This window comes from Cyclobacterium xiamenense (assembly GCF_900109255.1).
Classification (GTDB): Bacteria; Bacteroidota; Bacteroidia; order Cytophagales; family Cyclobacteriaceae; genus Cyclobacterium; species Cyclobacterium xiamenense.
Genome location: NZ_FNZH01000002.1, coordinates 265853 through 287577, shown reverse-complemented (window position 1 = coordinate 287577; position 21725 = coordinate 265853). Strand labels below are relative to the sequence as shown.

14 protein-coding genes are annotated in these 21725 nt (G+C 50.9%); 11 read left to right on the top strand and 3 right to left on the bottom strand.

What is annotated here, in order from left to right; genetic code table 11:
* Positions 1-9 precede the first annotated feature (9 nt).
* The 6 genes from BMW71_RS05965 to BMW71_RS05940 all read left to right on the top strand — a co-directional run bounded on the left by BMW71_RS05965 (position 10) and on the right by BMW71_RS05940 (position 9130).
* The gene (locus BMW71_RS05965; RefSeq protein WP_092170891.1) at positions 10-1293 is read left to right on the top strand and encodes a sugar isomerase; all 1284 of its coding nucleotides are present in this window, start codon (positions 10-12) and stop codon (positions 1291-1293) included.
* A gap of 33 nt (positions 1294-1326) precedes the next feature.
* Entirely contained in the window at positions 1327-2658 is a 1332-nt protein-coding gene (locus BMW71_RS05960) for an FGGY-family carbohydrate kinase (RefSeq protein WP_092170888.1), read from the top strand.
* A 19-nt stretch (positions 2659-2677) separates the two neighbouring features.
* Positions 2678-3610 (top strand): alpha/beta hydrolase, encoded by a 933-nt coding sequence (locus BMW71_RS05955; protein WP_092170886.1) that lies wholly within the window; start codon positions 2678-2680, stop codon positions 3608-3610.
* A complete protein-coding gene (locus BMW71_RS05950; RefSeq protein ID WP_244891097.1) occupies positions 3559-4911 on the top strand; it encodes a glycoside hydrolase family 140 protein in 1353 nt (450 codons plus the stop codon). Before BMW71_RS05955 ends, BMW71_RS05950 begins: the two co-directional genes overlap by 52 nt.
* A gap of 205 nt (positions 4912-5116) precedes the next feature.
* Positions 5117-8491, top strand: a complete 3375-nt coding sequence (ileS, locus tag BMW71_RS05945; RefSeq protein WP_092170880.1) for an isoleucine--tRNA ligase — start codon at positions 5117-5119, stop codon at positions 8489-8491.
* Positions 8492-8494: 3 nt separating this feature from the next.
* Positions 8495-9130: a lipoprotein signal peptidase gene (locus BMW71_RS05940; protein ID WP_092170877.1), complete on the top strand. Its 636-nt coding sequence runs from the start codon at positions 8495-8497 to the stop codon at positions 9128-9130.
* 263 nt (positions 9131-9393) lie between these two features.
* On the opposite strand, the gene BMW71_RS05930 is transcribed toward BMW71_RS05940, so the two are convergent.
* The 3 genes from BMW71_RS05930 to BMW71_RS05920 all read right to left on the bottom strand — a co-directional run bounded on the left by BMW71_RS05930 (position 9394) and on the right by BMW71_RS05920 (position 14528).
* Entirely contained in the window at positions 9394-12846 is a 3453-nt protein-coding gene (locus tag BMW71_RS05930) for a PKD domain-containing protein (protein WP_092170873.1), read from the bottom strand.
* 113 nt (positions 12847-12959) lie between these two features.
* The gene (locus tag BMW71_RS05925; protein ID WP_092170870.1) at positions 12960-14054 is read right to left on the bottom strand and encodes a P1 family peptidase; all 1095 of its coding nucleotides are present in this window, start codon (positions 14052-14054) and stop codon (positions 12960-12962) included.
* 3 nt (positions 14055-14057) lie between these two features.
* Positions 14058-14528, bottom strand: a complete 471-nt coding sequence (locus BMW71_RS05920; protein WP_092170867.1) for a pyrophosphohydrolase domain-containing protein — start codon at positions 14526-14528, stop codon at positions 14058-14060.
* 427 nt (positions 14529-14955) lie between these two features.
* Here BMW71_RS05920 and dapF point away from each other — a divergent pair, with 427 nt between their 5' ends.
* The 5 genes from dapF to BMW71_RS05890 are packed head-to-tail and all read left to right on the top strand — an operon-like array spanning position 14956 to position 21722.
* Positions 14956-15741, top strand: coding sequence for a diaminopimelate epimerase (gene dapF / locus BMW71_RS05910; RefSeq protein ID WP_092170862.1), 786 nt, complete (start codon positions 14956-14958; stop codon positions 15739-15741).
* Between the two features lie 57 nt (positions 15742-15798).
* A complete protein-coding gene (secA, locus tag BMW71_RS05905) occupies positions 15799-19179 on the top strand; it encodes a preprotein translocase subunit SecA (RefSeq protein ID WP_092170860.1) in 3381 nt (1126 codons plus the stop codon).
* Positions 19180-19190: 11 nt separating this feature from the next.
* Positions 19191-19742, top strand: a complete 552-nt coding sequence (locus BMW71_RS05900) for a hypothetical protein (protein ID WP_143057563.1) — start codon at positions 19191-19193, stop codon at positions 19740-19742.
* The gene (locus tag BMW71_RS05895) at positions 19729-20922 is read left to right on the top strand and encodes a M20 metallopeptidase family protein (RefSeq protein WP_092170854.1); all 1194 of its coding nucleotides are present in this window, start codon (positions 19729-19731) and stop codon (positions 20920-20922) included. Before BMW71_RS05900 ends, BMW71_RS05895 begins: the two co-directional genes overlap by 14 nt.
* 26 nt (positions 20923-20948) lie before the next feature.
* Positions 20949-21722 (top strand): S1/P1 nuclease, encoded by a 774-nt coding sequence (locus BMW71_RS05890; protein WP_177179582.1) that lies wholly within the window; start codon positions 20949-20951, stop codon positions 21720-21722.
* The last annotated feature ends 3 nt before the right edge of the window (positions 21723-21725 follow it).

The window sequence follows — 21725 nt, the reverse complement described above, 5'->3', positions numbered from 1 at the left end:
ACTAGTACCATGCTATTCGATAAAAACCAAATCCATACACTCAATGACCAAGCTCTCCCGGATCACCGGGAGAGTTTTGAGTATCTAAGCCAACGGTTGTCGCGCAGAGGCGTCAAAACAAACGAGCTGATCAAAAAAATCCAGGAATTTCAGGTGGCCATCCCCAGTTGGGCCCTGGGCACCGGGGGCACGCGCTTTGGTCGATTTCCCGGAGGCGGCGAACCCCGTTCTCTGGAAGAAAAAATCTCGGATGTGGGTACCCTGCACGCCCTGAATGCCGGATCCGGGGCCATCTCCCTGCACATTCCCTGGGATATTCCAGACAACGTGGAAAAAATCCGGCACCATGCTGCAGCCAATGGATTGCTGTTTGATGCCGTGAACTCGAATACGTTTCAGGACCAACCCGATCAGGAGTTTTCGTACAAGTTTGGCTCGCTCTGTCACACGGATGCCCGTGTGCGAAAACAAGCGGTAAACCACAACCTGGAAGTGATTCAATACGGGAAAATGCTCGGATCCAAATCCCTTACGGTCTGGCTGGCGGACGGCTCCTCCTTTCCAGGGCAAATGAATTTCCGAAAAGCCCTACAGCGTACGCTGGACTCCCTGAGGGAAATCTACGATAGCATGCCCTCCGACTGGAAACTGTTCGTGGAATACAAACCCTACGAACCCTATTTTTACCACACGGTCATTCAGGATTGGGGTACCTCTCATTGGCTGGCCTCCCAACTTGGAGAGCGGGCGTACACCCTGGTAGACCTGGGGCACCACCTGCCCAATACCAATATTGAGCAGGTAGTAGCGACACTGATGATGCAAGGAAAACTGGGGGGATTTCACTTCAACGATTCCAAATTCGGAGACGACGACCTCACGGTAGGCGCCATGAAACCGTACCAGTTATTTCTGATTTTCAACGAATTGGTTGAAGGAATGGAGGATCCCATTTCGTCTAATCCGTCCCCTGCGTGGATGATCGATGCCAGCCATAACTTAAAGGATCCCATGGAGGACCTGTTGCAATCCGTGGAAGCCATTCAACTGGCGTATGCGCAAGCTTTGATCATAGACCGTTTAGCACTGGAAAACGCTCGGGACAATAACGATCCCGTATTGGCGCAGGAAATCCTACAGGAGGCCTTCCGAACAGATCTGAGGCCACTGATTGCAGAAGCCCGGGTTCAGTCCGGTGCGGCCCTGCACCCTGTTAGCGTTTTTCGCAAACTGGAAGTTCGTAAAAAACTGATTCGGGAACGAGGATCCAAAAGCTTGGCCACCGGCCTTTAATGTAACCTTTCTTTTCGTTAAACCAACCACCCAATGCCCAAACCGGTAATCGCCATCTTTGATATAGGAAAAACCAACAAAAAGTTTTTTCTTTTCGATGAAGACCTGAATGAAATAAACGAAGAATACATAAAGTTTCCGACGATCACCGACGAGGATGGGGACGAGTGCGATGATTTGGAGAAAATTACCACCTGGGCCAGAGACACCGTGGAAGCACTATGCAATAATCCAGAGTTTGAAGTCAAGGCCCTTAACTTCTCCACCTACGGAGCTTCCTTTGTGTCCATCGATGAAAATGCCAAGCCGCTTACGCCAATTTACAACTACCTGAAAGATTTTCCGGAAGACCTGCACCGGGAGTTTTACGATGCCTATCCGGAAGCGACGATTAACCTGGCCACCGCTTCTCCTACCTTGGGTATGCTCAATTCAGGTCTGCAATTGTATTGGTTGAAACGAAAAAAGCCCGAAGTTTTCAAGAAGATCGCTTATTCCCTGCACCTGCCCCAGTACATTTCTTTTTTGTTTAGCGGAGAAGCGGTGAGCGAACCCACCTCCATCGGTTGCCATACCAAACTTTGGGATTTTCCAAAAAAAGATTACCACGAGTGGGTATACAAGGAAGGGATAGACGCAAAGTTACCCCGTCAGGTACCGACCACCCATAGCTTCGAACGGGTGATTTGCGGCAAAAAAGTCCAAGTGGGCGTGGGCATCCACGACAGCTCGTCCGCACTGGCTTCCTACCTGATCAAAATCAAGGAACCGTTTATCCTGATTTCAACCGGCACCTGGAGCATCACGCTCAATCCCTTTCCCAACGAGGAACTACGCCTGGAGGAGTTGCAAAACGACTGCCTGAATTTTCTTTCCATCCATGGACAAACCGTCAAAGCCAGCCGGTTTTTTCTGGGCTACGAACTGGACCATCAATTGGAAAAAATGAATGCCGCCTTTGGCAAAGAAAGCAAGTATTACAAGGACATCCTTCCCGACGAAGCGATGGTGCAAGGCTTACTGCAGGAAAAGACCCCGGGTAAGTTTTATCCGGAAACCATCGCGAGAACTCCGTTGGTGGCATCGATTTTTCCGGAAAACCACTGGGATGTTTCGGGTTTTACCGATTTTGAAACAGCCTACCACCACCTGGTCTACGGGCTGGCAAAAATGCAGGTGGCTTCCCTCTTGCTCGCAAAGGGTGGGTCGGATACAAAAAAAGTGTATATTGACGGTGGCTTTGTACACAACAAGGTATTTATCCGATTCCTAACGGAATTATTGGAGGGCTATGAATTGGAGTTTTCTGATTTCCCCCTGGGTTCTGCCTACGGTGCTGCCTTGATGCTCAAAGCTTATTCGTAATCTTTATACCCCACAACCCATGCGTTCTCTGCTCCTCCTGACCTGCTTGCTTATGCTTACCAACCTGTCTATGGGACAAACCGGACCCCTTACGCTGACGATCTACCCGGGAGAGGTGCCGTTCCAGAAGGAAACGGACATCACAGAAGTCGTTCAACAAAACGACATACTGGTCATCAGCAAGGTTCAGCTTCCCCAAATCCAGGTGTTTCTTCCCGCCAAACGATCTGCCACCGGAAAAGCCGTGATCATTTGCCCCGGGGGTGGATACGGGGTACTGGCTTACGATTGGGAAGGACTGGACATTGCCAAATGGCTAAACAGTCATGGCATCGCTGCAATCGTTCTGAAATACCGCCTCCCCTCTGCAGCAACCCAGACACGACCACATGTGGTACCCATGTCCGATGGACAGCGGGCCATTCGCCTGGTACGGCACCATGCCGAGGAATGGGGAATTGACCCGGATCAAATTGGGATTATGGGATTCTCCGCGGGGGGGCACCTGGCTTCCACGCTGGGCACACATTTCGATTCGGGTAACCCGGGCGACGCGGATGCCGTTGAGCACCAATCCAGCCGACCGGATTTTATGGTCCTTGGCTATCCGGTGATTTCCTTTACCGAACACATTACCCATATCGGATCCCGAAACAACCTGCTTGGAAAAGAACCCGATCCACAATGGGTCAGCTATTTTAGCAACGAAACCCAGGTTCGGGCCGACAGTCCGCCCACATTTCTCTTTCATTCCCAGGACGATAAGGCCGTACCGGTGGAACACAGCTTACTCATGTACCAGGGCCTGCTGGAAAAACAAATCCCTGTGGAAATGCACCTGTACCCGACAGGCGGACATGGGTTTTCCCTTTCCATAAACAAGGAGGGTACGCAAAAAGGATGGATGGAGAGTCTCATCACCTGGATCCAGCATTTACCTACCTCCCCATGAAACCGCTGCGGATAACGGCCAACCGAAGGTACCTGGAAACTACTTCCGGAGAGCCCTTTTTATGGGTGGGAGATACCGCCTGGGAACTCATACACCGAGCGAGCCTGGACGAAACCCGGCTTTACTTTCGAAACCGCAAAGAAAAAGGCTTTTCCCTGATTCAAACCGTGATCCTGGCTGAATTGGACGGCTTGCACCACCCCAATGCCCATGGAGAAATCCCCCTACATGACGATGACCCGGCCCGACCCAACGAAGGATATTTCCGGCACGTGGATCAGGTAGTGGCCCTGGCGGAAGAGATGGGCCTATACCTGGGATTGCTACCCACCTGGGGCGATAAGTTTAATAAAAAATGGGGGGATGGCCCGGAAATCTTCACCCCCGAAAATGCCCGAAGCTTCGGGGAATTTCTTGGGAAGCGGTATGCCGGATTTCCGCACATTGTTTGGATTCTGGGTGGGGACCGGATTCCTGAAACGTCCCTGCACCGGAAAATCATTGAGCAAATGGCAGCAGGGATCCGGGATCAGCAAGGCCACAGCCTCCTAAGCTACCATCCGAATGGAGGAAACCTGGCCAGCGACCACTTCGGAGATTCCGATTGGCTGGACGTCGACCTCTTCCAAAGCCGCCATCAGAAAGGTTTCCGAGAATATCGATTTACCCGTAAAGGAAGAAAACGCAATCCGCCAAGGCCTGTAATCGATGGAGAACCGGGCTACGAAAATATTCCAAACATGCTAAACAAGTGGCACTTTCAGCGCTTGGATGCCAGCGACATCCGGAGGGCTGCCTACTGGAACCTGCTGTCCGGAGCTGCAGGACATACCTACGGGTGCAACGAAATCTGGCAAATGTACGATGGGAAAACCGATCCCCGGTTTGGGGCGCAATTTTCCTGGAAAGAAGCGCTGGACCTTCCCGGCGCCAGCCAAATGGGCGTTCTTCGGAGGATTTTCGACTGTTTGCCCTGGCAGCAAATGGAACCGGCCCCATCGCTGATTGCCAGCATCAACTGGAAAGTAACCCCCCTGAAAACCGTGCTCGCCAACCCGGACAAAAGTTGGGTGCTGGTATATAGCCCACAGGGAAAATCCATCAAGATCCGGTCCTCCCTGCTTAAAAAAAGAGAAAAGGTAGCCTTTTGGCTGAATCCCGAAACGGGAGAACAAACGGATGTTCGGGGCAAACTGACCGCCGTATTCCGCGTTCCCGATCCCCGAAGAGATTGGCTGCTACTCCTACTCGATCGGGACAGTCTGAAAAATTGGGTATATGCCCCAATTCTTGAAAGCTAACTGCTGCCTGGAGGCAGTCTTTGCCGAAAATTTCTTTTGGTTTCCGTCTTTTTCCGCGTTGATTGGGCTTGTAGCAGTTTTTACACAATTGCCATACATATCCCCTGGTTTTCTATTAACTTTACGCCTCCTTTTGAGGCAGTTGTCAGATGCCCAAAATCCGTGAACAGGGAATCACCTTAACCGAAAATAGTTTCTAGTTGCAGTGAAAAAATATCAGGAATACAAACAAGTAGCATATCCCAGCATTGGGGAAGATATATTGGCTTTTTGGAAAAGCAACGGAATTTTTGAAAAATCGGTCGCCAACAGGCAAGGGGCTCCCACGTATACCTTTTACGAAGGACCACCCTCTGCCAACGGAACTCCCGGAATTCACCACGTGATGGCCCGGGCGATCAAAGATGTTTTCTGTCGCTACAAAACCCAAAAAGGGTTTCAGGTAAAACGAAAAGGCGGCTGGGACACACACGGCCTTCCCGTAGAACTACAGGTAGAAAAAGAACTGGGCATTACCAAAGAAGATATTGGCAGCAAGATTTCTGTAGAGGCCTACAACCAAAAGTGCCGGGAAACCGTGATGCGCTTCAAGGATGAATGGGACGATTTGACAGAAAAAATAGGTTATTGGGTAGACCTCAACGATCCCTACATCACCTTTGACGCCAACTATGTAGAGAGTCTCTGGTACCTGTTGAAAAAACTCTACGAAAAAGACCTGCTGTACAAAGGCTATACCATACAGCCCTACTCTCCTGCCGCAGGAACCGGACTGAGTTCGCACGAACTTAACCAGCCCGGTTGTTACCGGGACGTAAAAGATACCTCCATCACGGCTCAGTTTAAAGTCCAGGGCGAAAAGGACCTTTACATCCTGGCCTGGACCACCACACCCTGGACCCTGCCCTCCAATTCGGCACTGGCCATTGGAGAAAAACTCGATTACATCTACGTACGAACCTTCAACCCCTATACTTTTGAGCCGGAAACGGTCATTCTGGCAAAAGAGCGGTTGTCCGCCTATTTTCATCCGGAGGGTGCCAAAAGGGAACTTGACGACTATAAACCGGGAGATAAAATTATTCCCTATCAGATACTGGAGCAAGTCAAAGGCAAGGACCTGCTGGGGCTGCAGTACGAGCAATTGTTTCCCATACCCGAATTGTCTCTTCCCGATCCCGCATTTACCGTCATTGCTGGAGATTACGTGACCACCGAAGACGGTACAGGAATCGTCCACCTGGCTAAAGCATTCGGTGCAGACGACTTTCGAACTTTGACCCAGCAGCACATTCCAGGCGTTTTTGTCAAAGACGAACGGGGTCAGGAGATCCCCATCGTAGACAAAAAAGGCAAATTCCTGCCCTTTGTCGGCAAGTACCTAAAAACCAAAATGGAGGCTCATGGGATTCAGGCACACAAAATCCTGAGCGAGAATGATTTCTACGTCAAGAACTATACGCTGGAAGACGAAGAAAACAAGGCGTACAAAAGCACCGACGTCATCATTTCCATCATCCTGAAAAATGAAAACAAGGCCTTTAAAGTAGAGAAGTACGAACACAGCTATCCCCACTGCTGGCGTACCGACATGCCCATTCTGTATTATCCCCTGGAAAGCTGGTTTATCAAAACCACCGCTTACAAGGAGCAATTGGTAGCCCATAACCGGACCATCAACTGGAAGCCAGAATCAACCGGAACAGGGCGCTTTGGCAATTGGCTGGAAAACCTGGTGGACTGGAACCTCAGCCGGTCCCGCTACTGGGGAACGCCCCTGCCAATCTGGAGAAACAAAGCCGGCACGCAGACCCGGTGTATCGGCTCCATAGCCGAACTGCAGGCAGAAATCGACCGAGCCATCGAGGCCGGCTTCATGACCGCATCCCCTTTCAAGGGGAAGACACCCGACCTGCACCGCCCCTATGTGGACGAGATCGTTTTGGTAGGGGACAACGGCGACCAACTATTCCGGGAGCCCGACCTAATCGACGTTTGGTTCGATTCCGGGGCCATGCCCTACGCGCAGTGGCACTACCCCTTCGAAAACGAGGAATTATTCAACGCCAATTACCCCGCCGATTTTATCGCGGAGGGCGTCGACCAGACCCGGGGTTGGTTTTTTACCCTACACACCTTGGCGGTAATGCTTTTTGATAGCGTGGCCTTTAAAAACGTGATTGCGAACGGCTTGGTCCTGGACAAAAATGGCAACAAGATGTCCAAACGCCTGGGAAATGCAGTGGATCCTTTTCAGACGTTGAAGGAATTTGGCCCGGATGCGCTGCGCTGGTACATGCTCAGCAACGCCAATCCCTGGGACAACCTAAAATTCAATAAGGAGGGGGTTGCGGAGGTACAACGGCGGTTTTTTGGAACCCTCCAAAACACCTATAACTTCTTCGCACTCTATGCCAATCTGGACGATTTTGTGTACCGGAAGGAAAGCAAAATTCCGGTACAAGACCGGCCGGAACTGGACCGATGGATTCTGTCCAAATTGCAATCCCTAATCCAGGAAACCGGCAAGGCTTACGAAGCCTACGACGTGACCCCCGCCACCCGGGAAATCATGAACTTTACAGTAGACCAACTCTCCAATTGGTACGTTCGCCTGGCCAGAAAGCGGTTTTGGAGGGGTGAACTGAACGCCGACAAACAGGCTGCCTACGAAACCCTTTACGAATGCCTGGAAACACTCTGTAAATTAATGGCGCCAGTGGCTCCGTTTTATGCGGATTGGTTGTTCAAAAACCTGACGGCCAGCCAAACGGGAGCCGCCCAGTCGGTACACCTAACCGACTGGCAGGATGCGGACGAAAACCTGATCCAGAAACCGCTCGAAAGCAGCATGCAACTGGCCCAGGAAATCTCCTCCCTGGTTCATTCGCTTCGAAAAAAGGAAAAGCTGAAAGTCCGGCAACCCTTGCAGAAAATCCTGATTCCGGTACTGCAACCCGAAACTCAGGCGTATATTCAACATGTGGAAGAACTGATCAAATCCGAAGTGAACGTCAAATCGATCGAATACATCGACGATACCTCCGGAATTCTGGTAAAAAGCATCAAACCCAATTTCGCGGTTTTGGGGAAACGATTTGGCCCCAAAATGAAGCTGGTCAACCAAGCCATCCAAAAATGGGGCAAAGAAGAAATCGCCGCAATCGAGAAAGCCGGGCAACTGAAAATCCTGGTCGACGAGGCCGAAGAAATCATCTCGCTGGAAGAGGTGCTGATCCAATCCCAAGACATTCCTGGTTGGTCCGTGGCCAGTGATAACGGAATTACCGTTGCTTTGGACGTCACGCTTACCACCGAACTAAAGGAAGAAGGCATCGCGCGGGATTTTGTCAACCGCATTCAGAACCTGCGAAAAGATCTGGGAATGGAAGTGCAAGACAAAATCCGCATACAAGCTGCCGCCTCGGAGCAAGTAGTAACCGATGCCCTGACCCATTTTTCGGACTATATCAAGACCGAAACCCAGGCAATGGCATTGGAATTAGCGAACGAAATTATCCATCCAACCGTACTAGACATGGACGAGTTTACACTCTCCGTCACTGTAGAGAAAGTTTAGGCTATGAAGTATTTCAAATATTTTGGCATTACCCTGGTCGTGATCCTCTTGGACCAGGCGGTTAAAATGCTGGTGCACAACGGTATGGATTTTGGTACCGCAGGACAAATAAAGGTGTTCGGAGATTGGTTTAAACTCCACTATACCACCAATCCAGGAATGGCCTTTGGCATGCAACTGGGCTCGGAATACGGAAAATTGATTTTAACCAGTTTTCGGTTGATCGCAATGTTTGGCATTGGCTACTACCTGTATGCCCTGATTCAGAAAAAAGCGCATCCCGGATACATATTTTGCATCTCCATGATTTTGGGAGGAGCCATCGGCAATCTGATTGATAGCGTATTCTACGGCGTTTGGTTGGGAAACGCTCCCTTTGATGCGCCCAGTCCCTGGTTTCACGGTCAGGTAGTCGACATGTTTTACATCGATATCTGGGAGGGCTTTGTTCCGGAGTGGGTCCCGCTTTTGGGAGGAAGCTACACGGCCCTCTGGCCCATCTTCAATATAGCCGATGCCTCAATTTTCGTTGGAGTAGCCATTATTCTTCTCTACCAAAAGCGCTTTTTTGACGAAGCAAAACACACCGAAGACGAAGACGACATACAGAAGCAGTTTATCGACGAAAAAAACAACTAGGCTACGGGTTCGATAGAAAACGATGTCCCTCGCCCTGTTTTCGGAAGCATCCAGGCCCTGACAACCAACCGCAGATGGGTCCAGAACTTATTCTCAACGGCCCGCTCCCAGGCTATCCAAAGAAAGCATGGTTTCGTCATTGGCCACCATAGATAGGGGTTCAACCTGCTCCGCACTGTTAGGAACGATACATCCCACCCGATAGGGAGATTGGATACCAACTTGCCAATCTCGCTGACGTTCATCTACTATTCTTGTTTCTACTAGCGAAGCAGTAGAAAGGAACCGGATTGCGTTTCGGTACCTCCATTGGGAGCGGTATAGTTAACCCGGTACACGTAACTACCGGCAGGAGCTGCGTCGCCCTGATAGTCGCCGTTCCATCCTGCCGACTGCGCATCGTTGGTGTAAAAAATCACTTCACCCCATTTATTAAACACCCAGAATTCCAGCCCGTCTACTTTGGTGAAAACAGGAAAATAATGGCTATTGCTGCCGTCCGCAGCGTCCGGAGTAAAGGCATCGGGCATGCGCACTTCGAAAGCCAAAATGGTGACTTCGCGGGTGTATTCCGCGGTGCAACCATTCCCATCCAGTAATTCCAGACGCACCAGGTAGGTACCTTGTTGCCGGTAGGCATGGGTTGGACTCATTTCTGTCGCCTGGTTTCCGTCTCCAAAATCCCAGCGAAAGGAGACCACATTTCCGTTAAACTGCGGTTCAAAGGATACCGTTTCTCCAATAAACACATCGGTTGATACCCCCGGCCCGGAATAGGTAAATGTAGCATCCAATGCATAGGGAAGCACGGCTACTTCTTCAGTAGACGCACAGCCTTTCTCGTCCGTCAAGGTAACGGTGTAGGTTCCAGGCTGCGAACTGCTCATCGTAAATCCATTGTCTGTGATTTCTCCACCGCTCCATGTAATCGTTAGACCTGTTTCATTTTGCTCCGAAATCACCAGAAAGGTGGTTTTCAAGCCGGGTTCGCCACAGAGCACTTCGGTAGAAGAAGCGATGGTAAATACGGGAGGTTCCGGGGCTTCAATTGCAAATACTTCCTCCTGACTGCAACCGGATTCGTTGGAAATGATCACCGAATAGCTTCCCGGACCGATATCGGATAAGCGGGCAGTGGTGGCTCCGGTAGACCATTCGTAGCTCAAAGCATCCGGATCACCCTCTGGTAAAATCTCTATGGAAGCCGATTCAAGATCTTCGCAGCGCTGAACGGGGGTGATCACATGGGTATACACGATCGGCTCGGCCCCGGTGACCTGAAACGCGGTCTCTTGTTGACAGGCATTTGTATCCGATACCCGGATCAAGTAATCCCCCGAAAGCAGCCCGTCAAAGCTCCGATTCCGGTTCATGCCAAAATCCAGGGTCTGGACGGTTTCTTCGGTGCCGTCATCATTGAGGCGGATCAAATCGGCGCTCACAGGCAAACTGCCACCGGAAACTTCAAAGGCTACCGATGCGGCATCTCCGGGATCACAACCGGGATTCAGGTTGGACAATTGCTCATCGAGTGTTATTTCGAGGGCTGCCGGGTTCTCCAGCGTGACGCTGCCGGTTGCCCTGCAGTCCTGGCTGTCGGTGACAATCACCGTATACGTGCCTGCGGGGAGGTTTTCCACACTGCGCGTGGTCGAATTTCCAGGATCGTCCCACTGGTACGTATACGGAGGAACACCACCTTCGACCAAGGCAACCACTGCCCCATCGGCCGCACCAAAGCAGGACAATTGTGCCCCGTTGTAGGAGGAAGTCACGGTAGAAAGTGCCTCCATGGTTTGGTGACTAAGTGTGAAAGGACGAAAACAATCGCCTTCACCGTCAAGCACTGCCACATACGGCTGCGCTTCCTCTAGTTTGGGAAAGGGATTTTCGGCGCTGTATTCCACCGATCCGGCTTCCACCGGATAGCTGTCGTAAAACCGGGTAGCTGCCGGGAAATAGCCGACTACTTCGGAAACAGGTATTTCGTCTCCGCTCACATTGCAAAGCTGAATGGCCAGGGGATCCTCCGAATCCTCGCAAGAACCGGATTCCCCTGTTGCTTCAAACCGAAGTGGTTCGGTCAATGGGGTGAAAACACAGGTCTGATCGCTGCCGTACCCCTGGATAACGGGATTCGCAAAGGGAACCTCCGTAGTCGCATTTTTTCCGGTTACCTCTCCGCTCAGGTTAAAGGACGCGGCGCATTGAAACCCTGCGGGACCGGAGCAATTGTCCGGAGCCAACAGGCGGTATTCCAGGTAACCAAGCAAGGCATCCGGGTCTTCCGGAACGGCGACCTCACCCATCTCCCAAACCAGCGTTCCGCCGGGACCCAGGGAGGCGTCGTAAACCGGCTCGGCAGGATTTCCACTTGCGGCCAGCCAGGTAGCCGCTACTTCGTCAAAAACTACATTTTGGGGAATTGGGATTTCCAGCTTTCCTTCTGTGACGGATTCCTGCCCTTTATTTCTGATTTCCACACGAAAATCCAGGGGTTCACTGCTTTCTACCTGGTACACCTCATCCAATTGGGGATTGCTACCGGAAAACTGCTGAATTGCCTCCAATTGGGTCCTTCGTGCCGAAATGGAGAAGGTGATGTTAAAAATCGCGTAGGTATCGATAACGGAGGCATAATTAAAACGGGTGCGGGTTTGGCCGTTGCCAATGATGCCATTTCCCTCATTTGGAAGTTCGAAGACGGCCAGGTCCATGCCTGTGTTATTAATTAATTCCGGGTTTCGCGGATTCCCCCCCGTGTAAATACTGGAATTGAAAAAGTTAAAGGTATCGTTCAGTTCGTGTTCCAGGCGTATAAACTCCCCGGAGTTGACGCCCCGCTCAATTTCAAAAAAATCCCCGGTTCCTCCCCGTTCACCCTCGGCAGCCATAACGCCCAGTTTGACGGATACCGGACCTGAGGCAACCGCGGAAAAACCCTGCAAGTCAAGGATGTTATTTTGGTTGAGGTAGGATTCCACATAGGCAAACCCATCAAAAACCACCACATCCCGGGCCTGCATCGCAGCATTTTCGTAAACGACCACCATACCCCAGCCGCCATAAAACCCGATGGAACCACCCGTTCCCTCGAGCAGCGCCACATCGGCAAGCCAATACTCACCGGCGCCGGCTGCCTGTACCAGATCGGTGACGTCCGCATAGCCTACATACAATCCATCTTGCTCCCGGTAAGATTCCGGAAACCATATTTGGTCGTTTTGGGCGCGGATCCGGGTGTAGTCCGCCTGTCCCGGCGCTTTGATTTTCACTTCTCGTTTGTCGAGGGTTTGGGTAATCCCGGATTTGGTTACCTGAAACTCCATTTCCTCTGAGGAACGCCCTGTCCAGTAAAGGCCGGCAAATAATACCCGGGAGCAGCTGGGATCCGCTCCGTTTTCATTGGAAAAGACCAGGGTTGATGCCGAGGAATTAAACGTTTGCGGGTCGTTGTCTTCGTCGATGTACACCATCGGATAGTTGTTCTGAAAATTCAGGCTGTAGTCCTCGAGCGTGAGGTTGGTGTTTCCGATGATGGTAAAATCCCCGTTGATATTGTAAATGGAGGTGCTTGGCCCGTTGGGCGCAACCCGGGGCAAAAAAGGCTGCAGCACCTGCGCAGGACCCGGCAGTACCTGAAGTGTCAGGCAAGCAAGCACCAGGAGGACCACTTTTCGCCAACCGTTGATATGATTTTTTTGCGTACGAAGCACCCGAAAAGGAAATTACGTTCTCGTATTCAAGTATACAAAGAAATATTGATTGGAAGCCGATTTACCTAATAAAATAAAACTTCTCCAAAACAGAAACGTACCCGGCTTGCGGCTTATTCGAGAAACAACTGACGGACTCTTTCCTTGGGTAAGGCCTTAACCTGCCTGCCATTTTTTCCCTTCATGTCTTCTGCGGCAAACAGGGAATTGATAATTGCTTCTTCGGTGGCCTCGATAGCGGCTAAAAATAAGGGGGTAACGGCACCATTGTCCAAGGGAGTTACCGTGGCCGGGGAAGCGAGCAGCTGCCTGGCGGTGCTGAAGGCAATCACGTAATCACCGCTTCCGTTAGAGGCGATTCCTCCCGTCCGTGCCAGTCCCATCATCGCTCTTTTGGCAATGCGTTCCAGGTTACGCGAGTCCACGGGGGCATCGGTTGCGACGACGATCATGCAGGACCCATCGGCAGACTCCAATTGGTTTCTGAAACTATATTGGCCGAGAATCTTTCCGACTGGCTGCCCAGCGATCTGCAAAACGCCACCAAAATTGCTTTGCACCAATACCCCTACGGTGTAACCTCCCAAATTGGCAGGCAACTTTCGTGACGAGGTGCCAATTCCTCCCTTAAAGCCAAAGCAAACGGTGCCGGTGCCGGCACCCACATTTCCTTCCCGTACCGGGCCATTTTTTGCTTTCTTGATAGCTTCTACCACGTGCTCCGGCCGGACATGCCTCCCTCTGATATCGTTCAGGTAGCCGTCGTTGGTTTCGCCTACCACGGCATTGAGCGAGCCGACTTCTTCGTTTCCCTCCAGAAACAACATGTAATCCAGAATGCCCTCCATCCCTGCGGCAACGCTCAGCGTATTCGTCAGGACGATGGGCGATTCCAGGTTTCCCAATTCCTGGATTTGGGTACTACCGGCTAATTTGCCAAACCCATTGCCCACGTACACCGCAGCAGGAACTTTCATCTGAAATAAATTTTCCTGATGGGGCAAAATGGCCGTCACTCCGGTACGTACCTGAGTTCCTTCGAGCAAGGTTGCATGTCCCACGGCCACCCCCGGAACATCGGTAATGGCGTTCCACTCCCCCGGACTCAACACACCCAGGGAAATTCCATAATTTCTGGCACTATTTTGCGCCGAAACCAACGTATGTGAGCATACGTACAATACGATCAATGCAAGGGACAGGCGCATGGTTTAGGATTTAACTAGGATGGAGGCCAAATCAGCCGGTGAATAATGAATGGACTTTAAGGTCTTGTTATCTTCCGATCGGTATACCAGGTACACACCGTCCGATTCTACAAAATAGCAATCCGTTCCCAGCCGCTTGTAGTGGTTTACGGTTTCTTCGGCTTCTTGCTTGTTTTTGCAGGCTTTGCTCATATTCGAGCGCTGCACCTCCTCAAAGAGCTGCTGAAATTTTTCTGCCAGGCCAAACTCCAGGATGGCACCGGAAAGAACGTATTGAATGTCGCACAACGCGTCTGCAACTTCCACCAGATTTTGATTGGCTATGGCTGTTTCCAATTCCTGCAACTCCTCGCTGATAAGTGAAAGGCGGAGTTGGCAGCGTTCCGCAGAAGGAATTGCCGGATCAGGTAAAACCGGGTGCTTGAACGTCTGGTGAAAACGGGCTACGGCCGAGAGGCTTTGGGGATCTTTCATGGGGACATACGGTATAGGCTACCAAATAAAAAAAACCCTGACTAGGAAGCAAGCCCTTTGGGGTTAATTTGGTCAAAGGGAAGAAATTCCTCGGGAATCGCCACAGCAAAATACCAACGAAGACCCCCGCCTTTTGTCCTCCGTTCGACAGCGGCGTTCTTGTCAATAGGACCTTTTTTTATTCCCATCAACGACAGCCATCCGGGGCAGCCGCGGGCAAGGTTGATCATGCCAGGGGCCTTTCCTGCGGGTTTCCCCGGTATTTGCCACAGTTAATTCGATATAAACCCATAATTTCGAACAAGATGATTATTTTTGTATTCCATTCGCGTATTGGTTGGGTTTTTGCGGTGTCAATGATCCGATTTGAGAAGTTATTTTAGGGATTACTTCCGGGCAAATGGAAACGTAAGCGCTTTAAATTCAAATGGATATAACCTTTTATAAATACCAGGGTACCGGCAATGATTTCATTATGGTGGATGGGCGTGCATTTTCCCTGGGTGCGGATCCCGTTTCCCGTATCCACGCACTTTGCCACCGAAGATTCGGAATTGGCGCGGATGGTCTGATTCTGTTGCAGGACAAAACCGGCTACGATTTTGAAATGTTCTACTACAATGCTGACGGCACACAGAGTATGTGTGGAAATGGGGCGCGTTGTGCGGTGGCCTTCGCTAAATTTCTGGGAATAATTTCGGAGAATACCCATTTTCTGGCAATTGATGGGCCTCATCGTGCAAAGATTTCGGGTGATTGGGTGGCACTGGAAATGGGAAATGTCGAAGCGATTCAACCAGCGGGACAGGACTTTTTCGTGGACACTGGATCTCCACACCACGTGCGGCAGGTAGACGACCTGGATCAATACGATGTCCTGGGGGAAGGAAGAGCGATTCGAAACGACCTGGCTACCTATCCCCAAGGCACCAATGTAAATTTCATGAAACCCCTGTCCGATACCGAGATACAGGTGCGAACATTCGAGCGGGGGGTAGAAGATGAAACCTTGTCTTGCGGTACGGGGGTCACTGCCTGTGCCCTTGTCTACGGCGCACAACGCAACCAACAATCCATAACAATTACCACCTTTGGTGGAAACCTGGAAGTAGGGTTTGTGAAAAACCCCGCGGGTGGATTCGAACAAATTGTTTTGTCAGGTCCGGCCAAGCAGGTGTTTTCCGGCAAGATTTCCCTGCCGGAGGCAACTTAATCCCAATTACAGGAGTACAGTAGTTATAAGAACGAGCGCGATAAAGCAGTTATACACATGATAGAAGCAATAGCAAAAGGGTTAGCAAAAGTTTTTGGCACCAAATCTGACCGGGACATCAAGACACTCAGTCCGGTGGTAGGCCTTGTTAACGCCGCTTACGAGAAATTAGGAAGTCTTTCCGACGACGAACTACGGAAAGAAACCCAGCTTATCCGGGGTATAGTCGAAGAAGATTTGAAAACCTTCGACGAGCGTATTGCCCAGTTGAAAGTGGATATTGAGGCCTTGAATCCCGATCAGGTTCAGGCCAAGGACGCGTTGTTTAATGAAATCGACCGGGTAGAAAAAGAACGGGACGAGGCACTGGAGGTGAGCCTGGAAAAGGTGTTGCCCAGGGCCTTTGCGGTGGTAAAGGAAACAGCAAGGCGCCTGAAAGAAAATAAAAAACTTACGGTCAACGCCACGGATACCGACCAGGAAATGGCGGCCACCAAATCCTATGTGGAAATTGCCGGTGAGCAGGCCATCTGGCACAACCGCTGGATGGCCGCTGGCGTGGAAGTTACCTGGGATATGCTCCACTACGACGTACAGCTACTGGGCGGCGTAGCGCTTCACCGGGGAAACATCGCAGAAATGGCGACCGGTGAAGGTAAAACGCTGGTATCCACCCTACCTGCCTACCTCAATGCCCTCTCCGGGAGAGGGGTACACATCGTCACCGTCAACGACTACCTGGCAAAACGAGATTCCGAATGGAATGCTCCCTTGTTTGAATTTCATGGCTTAACGGTAGACTGCATTGACAAATACCCGCCCAATTCCGAAGGCCGCAGAAAGGCCTACGCATCCGATATTGTCTACGGAACCAACAATGAATTTGGCTTTGACTACCTGAGAGACAACATGGCTCGGGATGCCAGAGACCTGGTACAGGGAAAACACCACTTCGCCATGATTGATGAGGTTGATTCCGTCTTGATCGATGATGCACGAACGCCGCTGATCATCTCCGGCCCCATACCCCGGGGAGATCAACATGAGTTTTACGAGATGAAGCCCCGGGTGTCTACGCTGGTGGACGAACAGCGAAAGTTGGTGCAAAATTACCTGACCGACGCAAAAAGATTGATCAAAGAAGGTAAGGAGAAAGAGGGGGGCCTGGCACTATTCCGCGCCTTCCGCGGCCTGCCAAAATACAAGCCCTTGATTAAATACCTGTCCGAACCGGGAATTCGGGTCATTCTGCAGAAAACAGAAAATTTTTACCTGCAGGATAACAAACGAAACATGCCGGAAGCGGACGAGCCCCTGTTGTTCACCATTGACGAGAAATCCAATAGTGTGGACCTGACGGACAATGGCATCGAAACCATTACCCGAAAAAACGAAAACGCCAGCTTCTTTATTTTACCCGATATTGGTAGTGAAATCGCCGATCTGGAAAAGGACGAGTCCATTGATGACCGGGAAAAACTGGTACGAAAAGAGGAACTGATCAAGGACTACGGGGTTAAGGCACAGCGGATACACACCGTCAACCAGCTCCTCAAGGCCTATTGCATGTTTGAAAAGGACACCGAATACATCTTGGTGGATGGAAAGGTGAAAATCGTCGACGAGCAAACCGGCCGGGTGATGGAAGGCCGAAGGTATTCCGATGGCCTGCACCAGGCCATCGAGGCAAAGGAAAATGTGAAGGTAGAAGATGCCACCCAAACCTATGCCACTGTGACGCTGCAAAACTATTTCCGCATGTACCACAAACTTTCCGGGATGACAGGAACTGCGGAAACGGAGGCAGGTGAGTTCTGGGAGATTTACAAACTGGATGTCATTGTGGTTCCGACCAACAAACCCATTCAGCGGAAAGATCGGGAGGACAAGGTGTACAAGACCGTCCGCGAGAAATTCAACGCTGTGGCCGATGAGATCAACGAGTTGACCGAAGCAAACCGCCCGGTACTCGTAGGTACCACTTCCGTGGAAATTTCCGAACTACTAAGTCGGATGTTGACCATCCGAAAAATCAAACACCAGGTACTAAATGCGAAGCAACACGCCCGCGAAGCCGACGTGGTAGCAGAGGCGGGAAAACCGAAGACCGTCACCATTGCCACCAACATGGCGGGTAGGGGTACCGACATCAAGCTGACCCCCGAATCCAAGCAGGCAGGCGGTCTGGCCATTATTGGTACCGAACGGCACGAATCTAGGCGGGTAGACCGGCAGCTTCGGGGTCGATCCGGAAGGCAGGGAGACCCGGGCTCCTCGCAGTTTTTCGTCTCCCTGGAAGACAACCTCATGCGCCTTTTTGGTTCGGAGCGAATCGCCAAGCTGATGGACCGGATGGGGCTGGAAGAAGGTGAGGTCATCCAGCATTCCATGATTACCAAGTCCATCGAAAGGGCCCAGCGGAAGGTTGAGGAAAACAACTTTGGTGTACGAAAGCGCTTGTTGGAATACGACGACGTGATGAACAGCCAGCGGGAAGTGGTGTACAGACGAAGGAAAAATGCCCTGATCGGTGACCGCCTCGAATTGGACATCCTAAACATCATGTACGACGTTTCGGAAGACCTGATAGAAATGGCCAAATCGACCGAGGACCTCGACAACTTTCGCATGAACGTATTCAGCTCCCTGGGAATCGATTTTCAATTTTCGGAAAGCGACCTGAAGGAGAAAGACCTGCCTTCGTTGACCAAGGAGCTGTTTAATGCCGCCTACGAAAATTACCGGAAGAAAAACCAATCCATTCTGGAAAGGGCCATGCCTATCCTTCGGGACGTCCATAAAAACAGGGGTGCTACGGTGAAGGAAATCATGGTGCCTATTTCGGACGGCATCAAACAAATCGGCGTAGTGGTCAACCTGGAATCTACCCTGAAAAACGAGGGGCGGGAACTGATCCGGGCCATCGAAAAAACGGTAACCCTGGCTATAATCGACCAAAATTGGAAAGAACACCTACGGGATATGGACGATCTGAAGCAGTCTGTTCAGAATGCCGTGTACGAACAAAAAGACCCCTTACTGATTTACAAGTTTGAGGCTTTTGAAATGTTTAAACGCTTTCTGGGCAAACTGAACGATGATATCGTCTCGTATATTTCCAAGTCCGATCTACCAAAGCAAAACCCGGAACAGGTGGCTGCCGCGCAAAGCCAACAGAAGGCGGAACCAAGGGTGACCGCTTCCAAGGAAGAAGTAGCAAGCAGCCTTGGAAATCCCTCCGGTCAGCGAGCCGCTATTGCAAGTAGCCGGGCAACCCAATCCCGGGAACCGGTAAAACCCCGGAAATCGGATAAAACCTACGGACGAAACGACAAAGTGACCGTCAAATACGTGGATGGAAAGGTGAAAAAGGACGTGAAATATAAAAGCATCGAACAAGATCTTTCGGATGCAAAGTGCATCATCATCGAAAATTAACAAGCAGACCCATGGCAGGAAAAACCAGTCTTTCAATTCTCGTGTGTGCCGTTCTTCTCAGTAGCTGTGGGATTATCAATATCCGCACTAGCGGGGGAAGTGCCGAAATGTATGCGAACTATTCCGAAGATCTCGAAAGCTCCCGAATTCAATTTGATCCGCTGCCAGATCCGGAAGATTCGGAACTGGCATTCAGTGAAGAGGCCGCGCCCATAGATCAGGAACTAGGCAGAAGGATCAACGAAATCATTGCTGAAAACGATAAGGAGATGTTTCTGACCGGATACACCATACTGATTTACAGTGGGGTAGACAGGGAGGCTGCATTTGAAATACGTAACGAGGCCTATACCGAAATTCCGGATATCCAGACGTATATGGAATACGAACAACCCCGGTACCTGGTAAAAGTAGGGCGATACATCAATAAAATAGAGGCGTTGGCCACCTATGAAAAAATGAAGGGCGTTTTTCCCGGTTCCCGAATCATTTCCGATCGGTACCTGAAGGACCGGGAGCTCCAGAAAAAAGAAGAAGAAAAAATTGAAAATGCTGAAAGATAAAATCCAGAAACTCGCAGCGGCATACAAAGCAGACACCATTCGCATCAGAAGGCATTTACACGCCCATCCGGAGCTATCCTTTCAGGAGGAAAATACCGTTGCTTTCGTAGCAGACACGCTCCGATCCATTGGGGTCGACACCATCGAACCGAAAGCAAAAACTGGTTTGGTGGCCTTGATTGAAGGTAAAAATCCCGCTAAAAAAGTTGTCGCCTTACGGGCAGACATGGATGCACTACCCATAACCGAAGCCAATGACGTACCCTACAAATCCACCCGGACGGGAGTGATGCATGCCTGTGGACACGACGTACACACTTCCTCGTTATTGGGGACCGCGCGGATTTTAAACGACTTGAAAGATAGTTTTGAAGGAACCGTCAAACTGCTCTTCCAACCGGGAGAAGAAAAGGTTCCCGGGGGTGCTTCCATGATGATTGCGGACAACGCGCTGGCCAATCCCCGTCCTGCCGCGATCATGGGACAGCACGTCATGCCGCTCATACCCGTAGGAAAAGTTGGGTTTCGAAAGGGAATGTACATGGCAAGTGCCGATGAACTGTACCTGACGGTAAAGGGAAAAGGAGGGCACGGGGCCATGCCGGAAACACTGGTCGATCCGGTGCTAATCAGCGCACATATTTTGGTTGCTTTGCAACAAGTGGTCAGCCGGAAAGCCGATCCCAAAACCCCATCCGTTCTTTCTTTTGGAAGGGTGATGGCCGAAGGAGCCACCAACGTGATACCAAATGAAGTGAAAATTGAGGGTACTTTCCGGACGTTGAACGAAGATTGGCGGAAAAAGGCGCACGAGCAAATGATTCGGATTGCTACCGGCATTGCGGAAGGGATGGGTGGATCGGTAGATTTTGAGGTGCGTAGGGGCTACCCTTTCCTGAAAAACGAACCCGAACTTACCGAACGCTCCATACAGGCAGCGAAAGCCTACCTTGGTGAGGAAAACGTGGTAGATCTGGATATTTGGATGGCTGCTGAGGATTTTTCCTACTATACGCAGGAGATGGACGGGTGTTTTTACCGGCTGGGTACTCGAAACGAGGCCAGGGGCATTGTTTCCGGAGTACACACGCCTACCTTTGATATAGACGAAGATGCCCTGGGTCTCAGCACCGGTTTAATGGCCTGGTTGGCACTTGAGGAGTTGAATCACCTTCCCTGATAATCTTCGCTAGTACACGCACAGTCATGAAAAAAATCACACTTACCGTCCTGTTGGGTACCAGCCTGGTCGTTAGTAGTTTTGGATGGGGCCAGACCGGACACCGCGTCGTGGGGCAAATAGCTACCTGGCACCTGAATAAAAAAGCAGAACGTACGCTACGGCAACTCCTCGGCCCCGAATCCTTGGCCATGGTAGCCAATTGGATGGACGAGATCAAGTCTGATCCAGATTACCGCTTTATGGATCCCTGGCATTACCTGACCGTCAAGACAGGAGCAGACGGTTACGATCCCTCCCTGCAGGAGGCGGGAGGCGATGCCTTTAGCCAAACCAAAAAGATCATCTCCGCCCTTCGCGAAGGGAAGTTGGATCCAACATCCAACGTTGAATACGTCAAAATGCTCGTTCATCTGGTGGGAGACCTTCACCAACCGCTTCATGTGGGTACGGGAGAAGACCGGGGAGGAAACGAGGTAAAACTGAGCTATTTCAATCAGCCTACCAACCTACATGTCGTCTGGGATACCCGAATCATCGATGGCAAAAATCTGAGCTACACGGAACTTGCCGAACACCTGAATCGGAGAGCGAACAGCGACCTCATACGGTCCTACCAAAGCGATCCCCTGGAAAAATGGCTTCAGGAGGCCGTGGATTTACGCCCACTGATTTACGATTTACCGGAAGATAAACGAATTTTTTACGAGTACGGGTACCGATGCTATCCAGTAATCGAAGAACGTTTATTGGCAGCAGGGATCCGATTGGCAGGAATTTTAAACGAGTTGTTTGGCTAGCAA

What these genes read in the sequence shown, in the direction of transcription:
- BMW71_RS05940 (WP_092170877.1), top strand. Translation starts at nt 8,495, where the DNA reads ATGAAGTATTTCAAATATTTTGGCATTACCCTGGTCGTGATCCTCTTG.
- BMW71_RS05890 (WP_177179582.1), top strand. Translation starts at nt 20,949, where the DNA reads ATGAAAAAAATCACACTTACCGTCCTGTTGGGTACCAGCCTGGTCGTT.
- dapF (WP_092170862.1), top strand. Translation starts at nt 14,956, where the DNA reads ATGGATATAACCTTTTATAAATACCAGGGTACCGGCAATGATTTCATT.
- BMW71_RS05955 (WP_092170886.1), top strand. Translation starts at nt 2,678, where the DNA reads ATGCGTTCTCTGCTCCTCCTGACCTGCTTGCTTATGCTTACCAACCTG.
- BMW71_RS05965 (WP_092170891.1), top strand. Translation starts at nt 10, where the DNA reads ATGCTATTCGATAAAAACCAAATCCATACACTCAATGACCAAGCTCTC.
- BMW71_RS05895 (WP_092170854.1), top strand. Translation starts at nt 19,729, where the DNA reads ATGCTGAAAGATAAAATCCAGAAACTCGCAGCGGCATACAAAGCAGAC.
- BMW71_RS05920 (WP_092170867.1), bottom strand. Translation starts at nt 14,528, where the DNA reads ATGAAAGATCCCCAAAGCCTCTCGGCCGTAGCCCGTTTTCACCAGACG.
- BMW71_RS05900 (WP_143057563.1), top strand. Translation starts at nt 19,191, where the DNA reads ATGGCAGGAAAAACCAGTCTTTCAATTCTCGTGTGTGCCGTTCTTCTC.
- secA (WP_092170860.1), top strand. Translation starts at nt 15,799, where the DNA reads ATGATAGAAGCAATAGCAAAAGGGTTAGCAAAAGTTTTTGGCACCAAA.
- BMW71_RS05960 (WP_092170888.1), top strand. Translation starts at nt 1,327, where the DNA reads ATGCCCAAACCGGTAATCGCCATCTTTGATATAGGAAAAACCAACAAA.
- BMW71_RS05925 (WP_092170870.1), bottom strand. Translation starts at nt 14,054, where the DNA reads ATGCGCCTGTCCCTTGCATTGATCGTATTGTACGTATGCTCACATACG.
- BMW71_RS05950 (WP_244891097.1), top strand. Translation starts at nt 3,559, where the DNA reads ATGGATGGAGAGTCTCATCACCTGGATCCAGCATTTACCTACCTCCCC.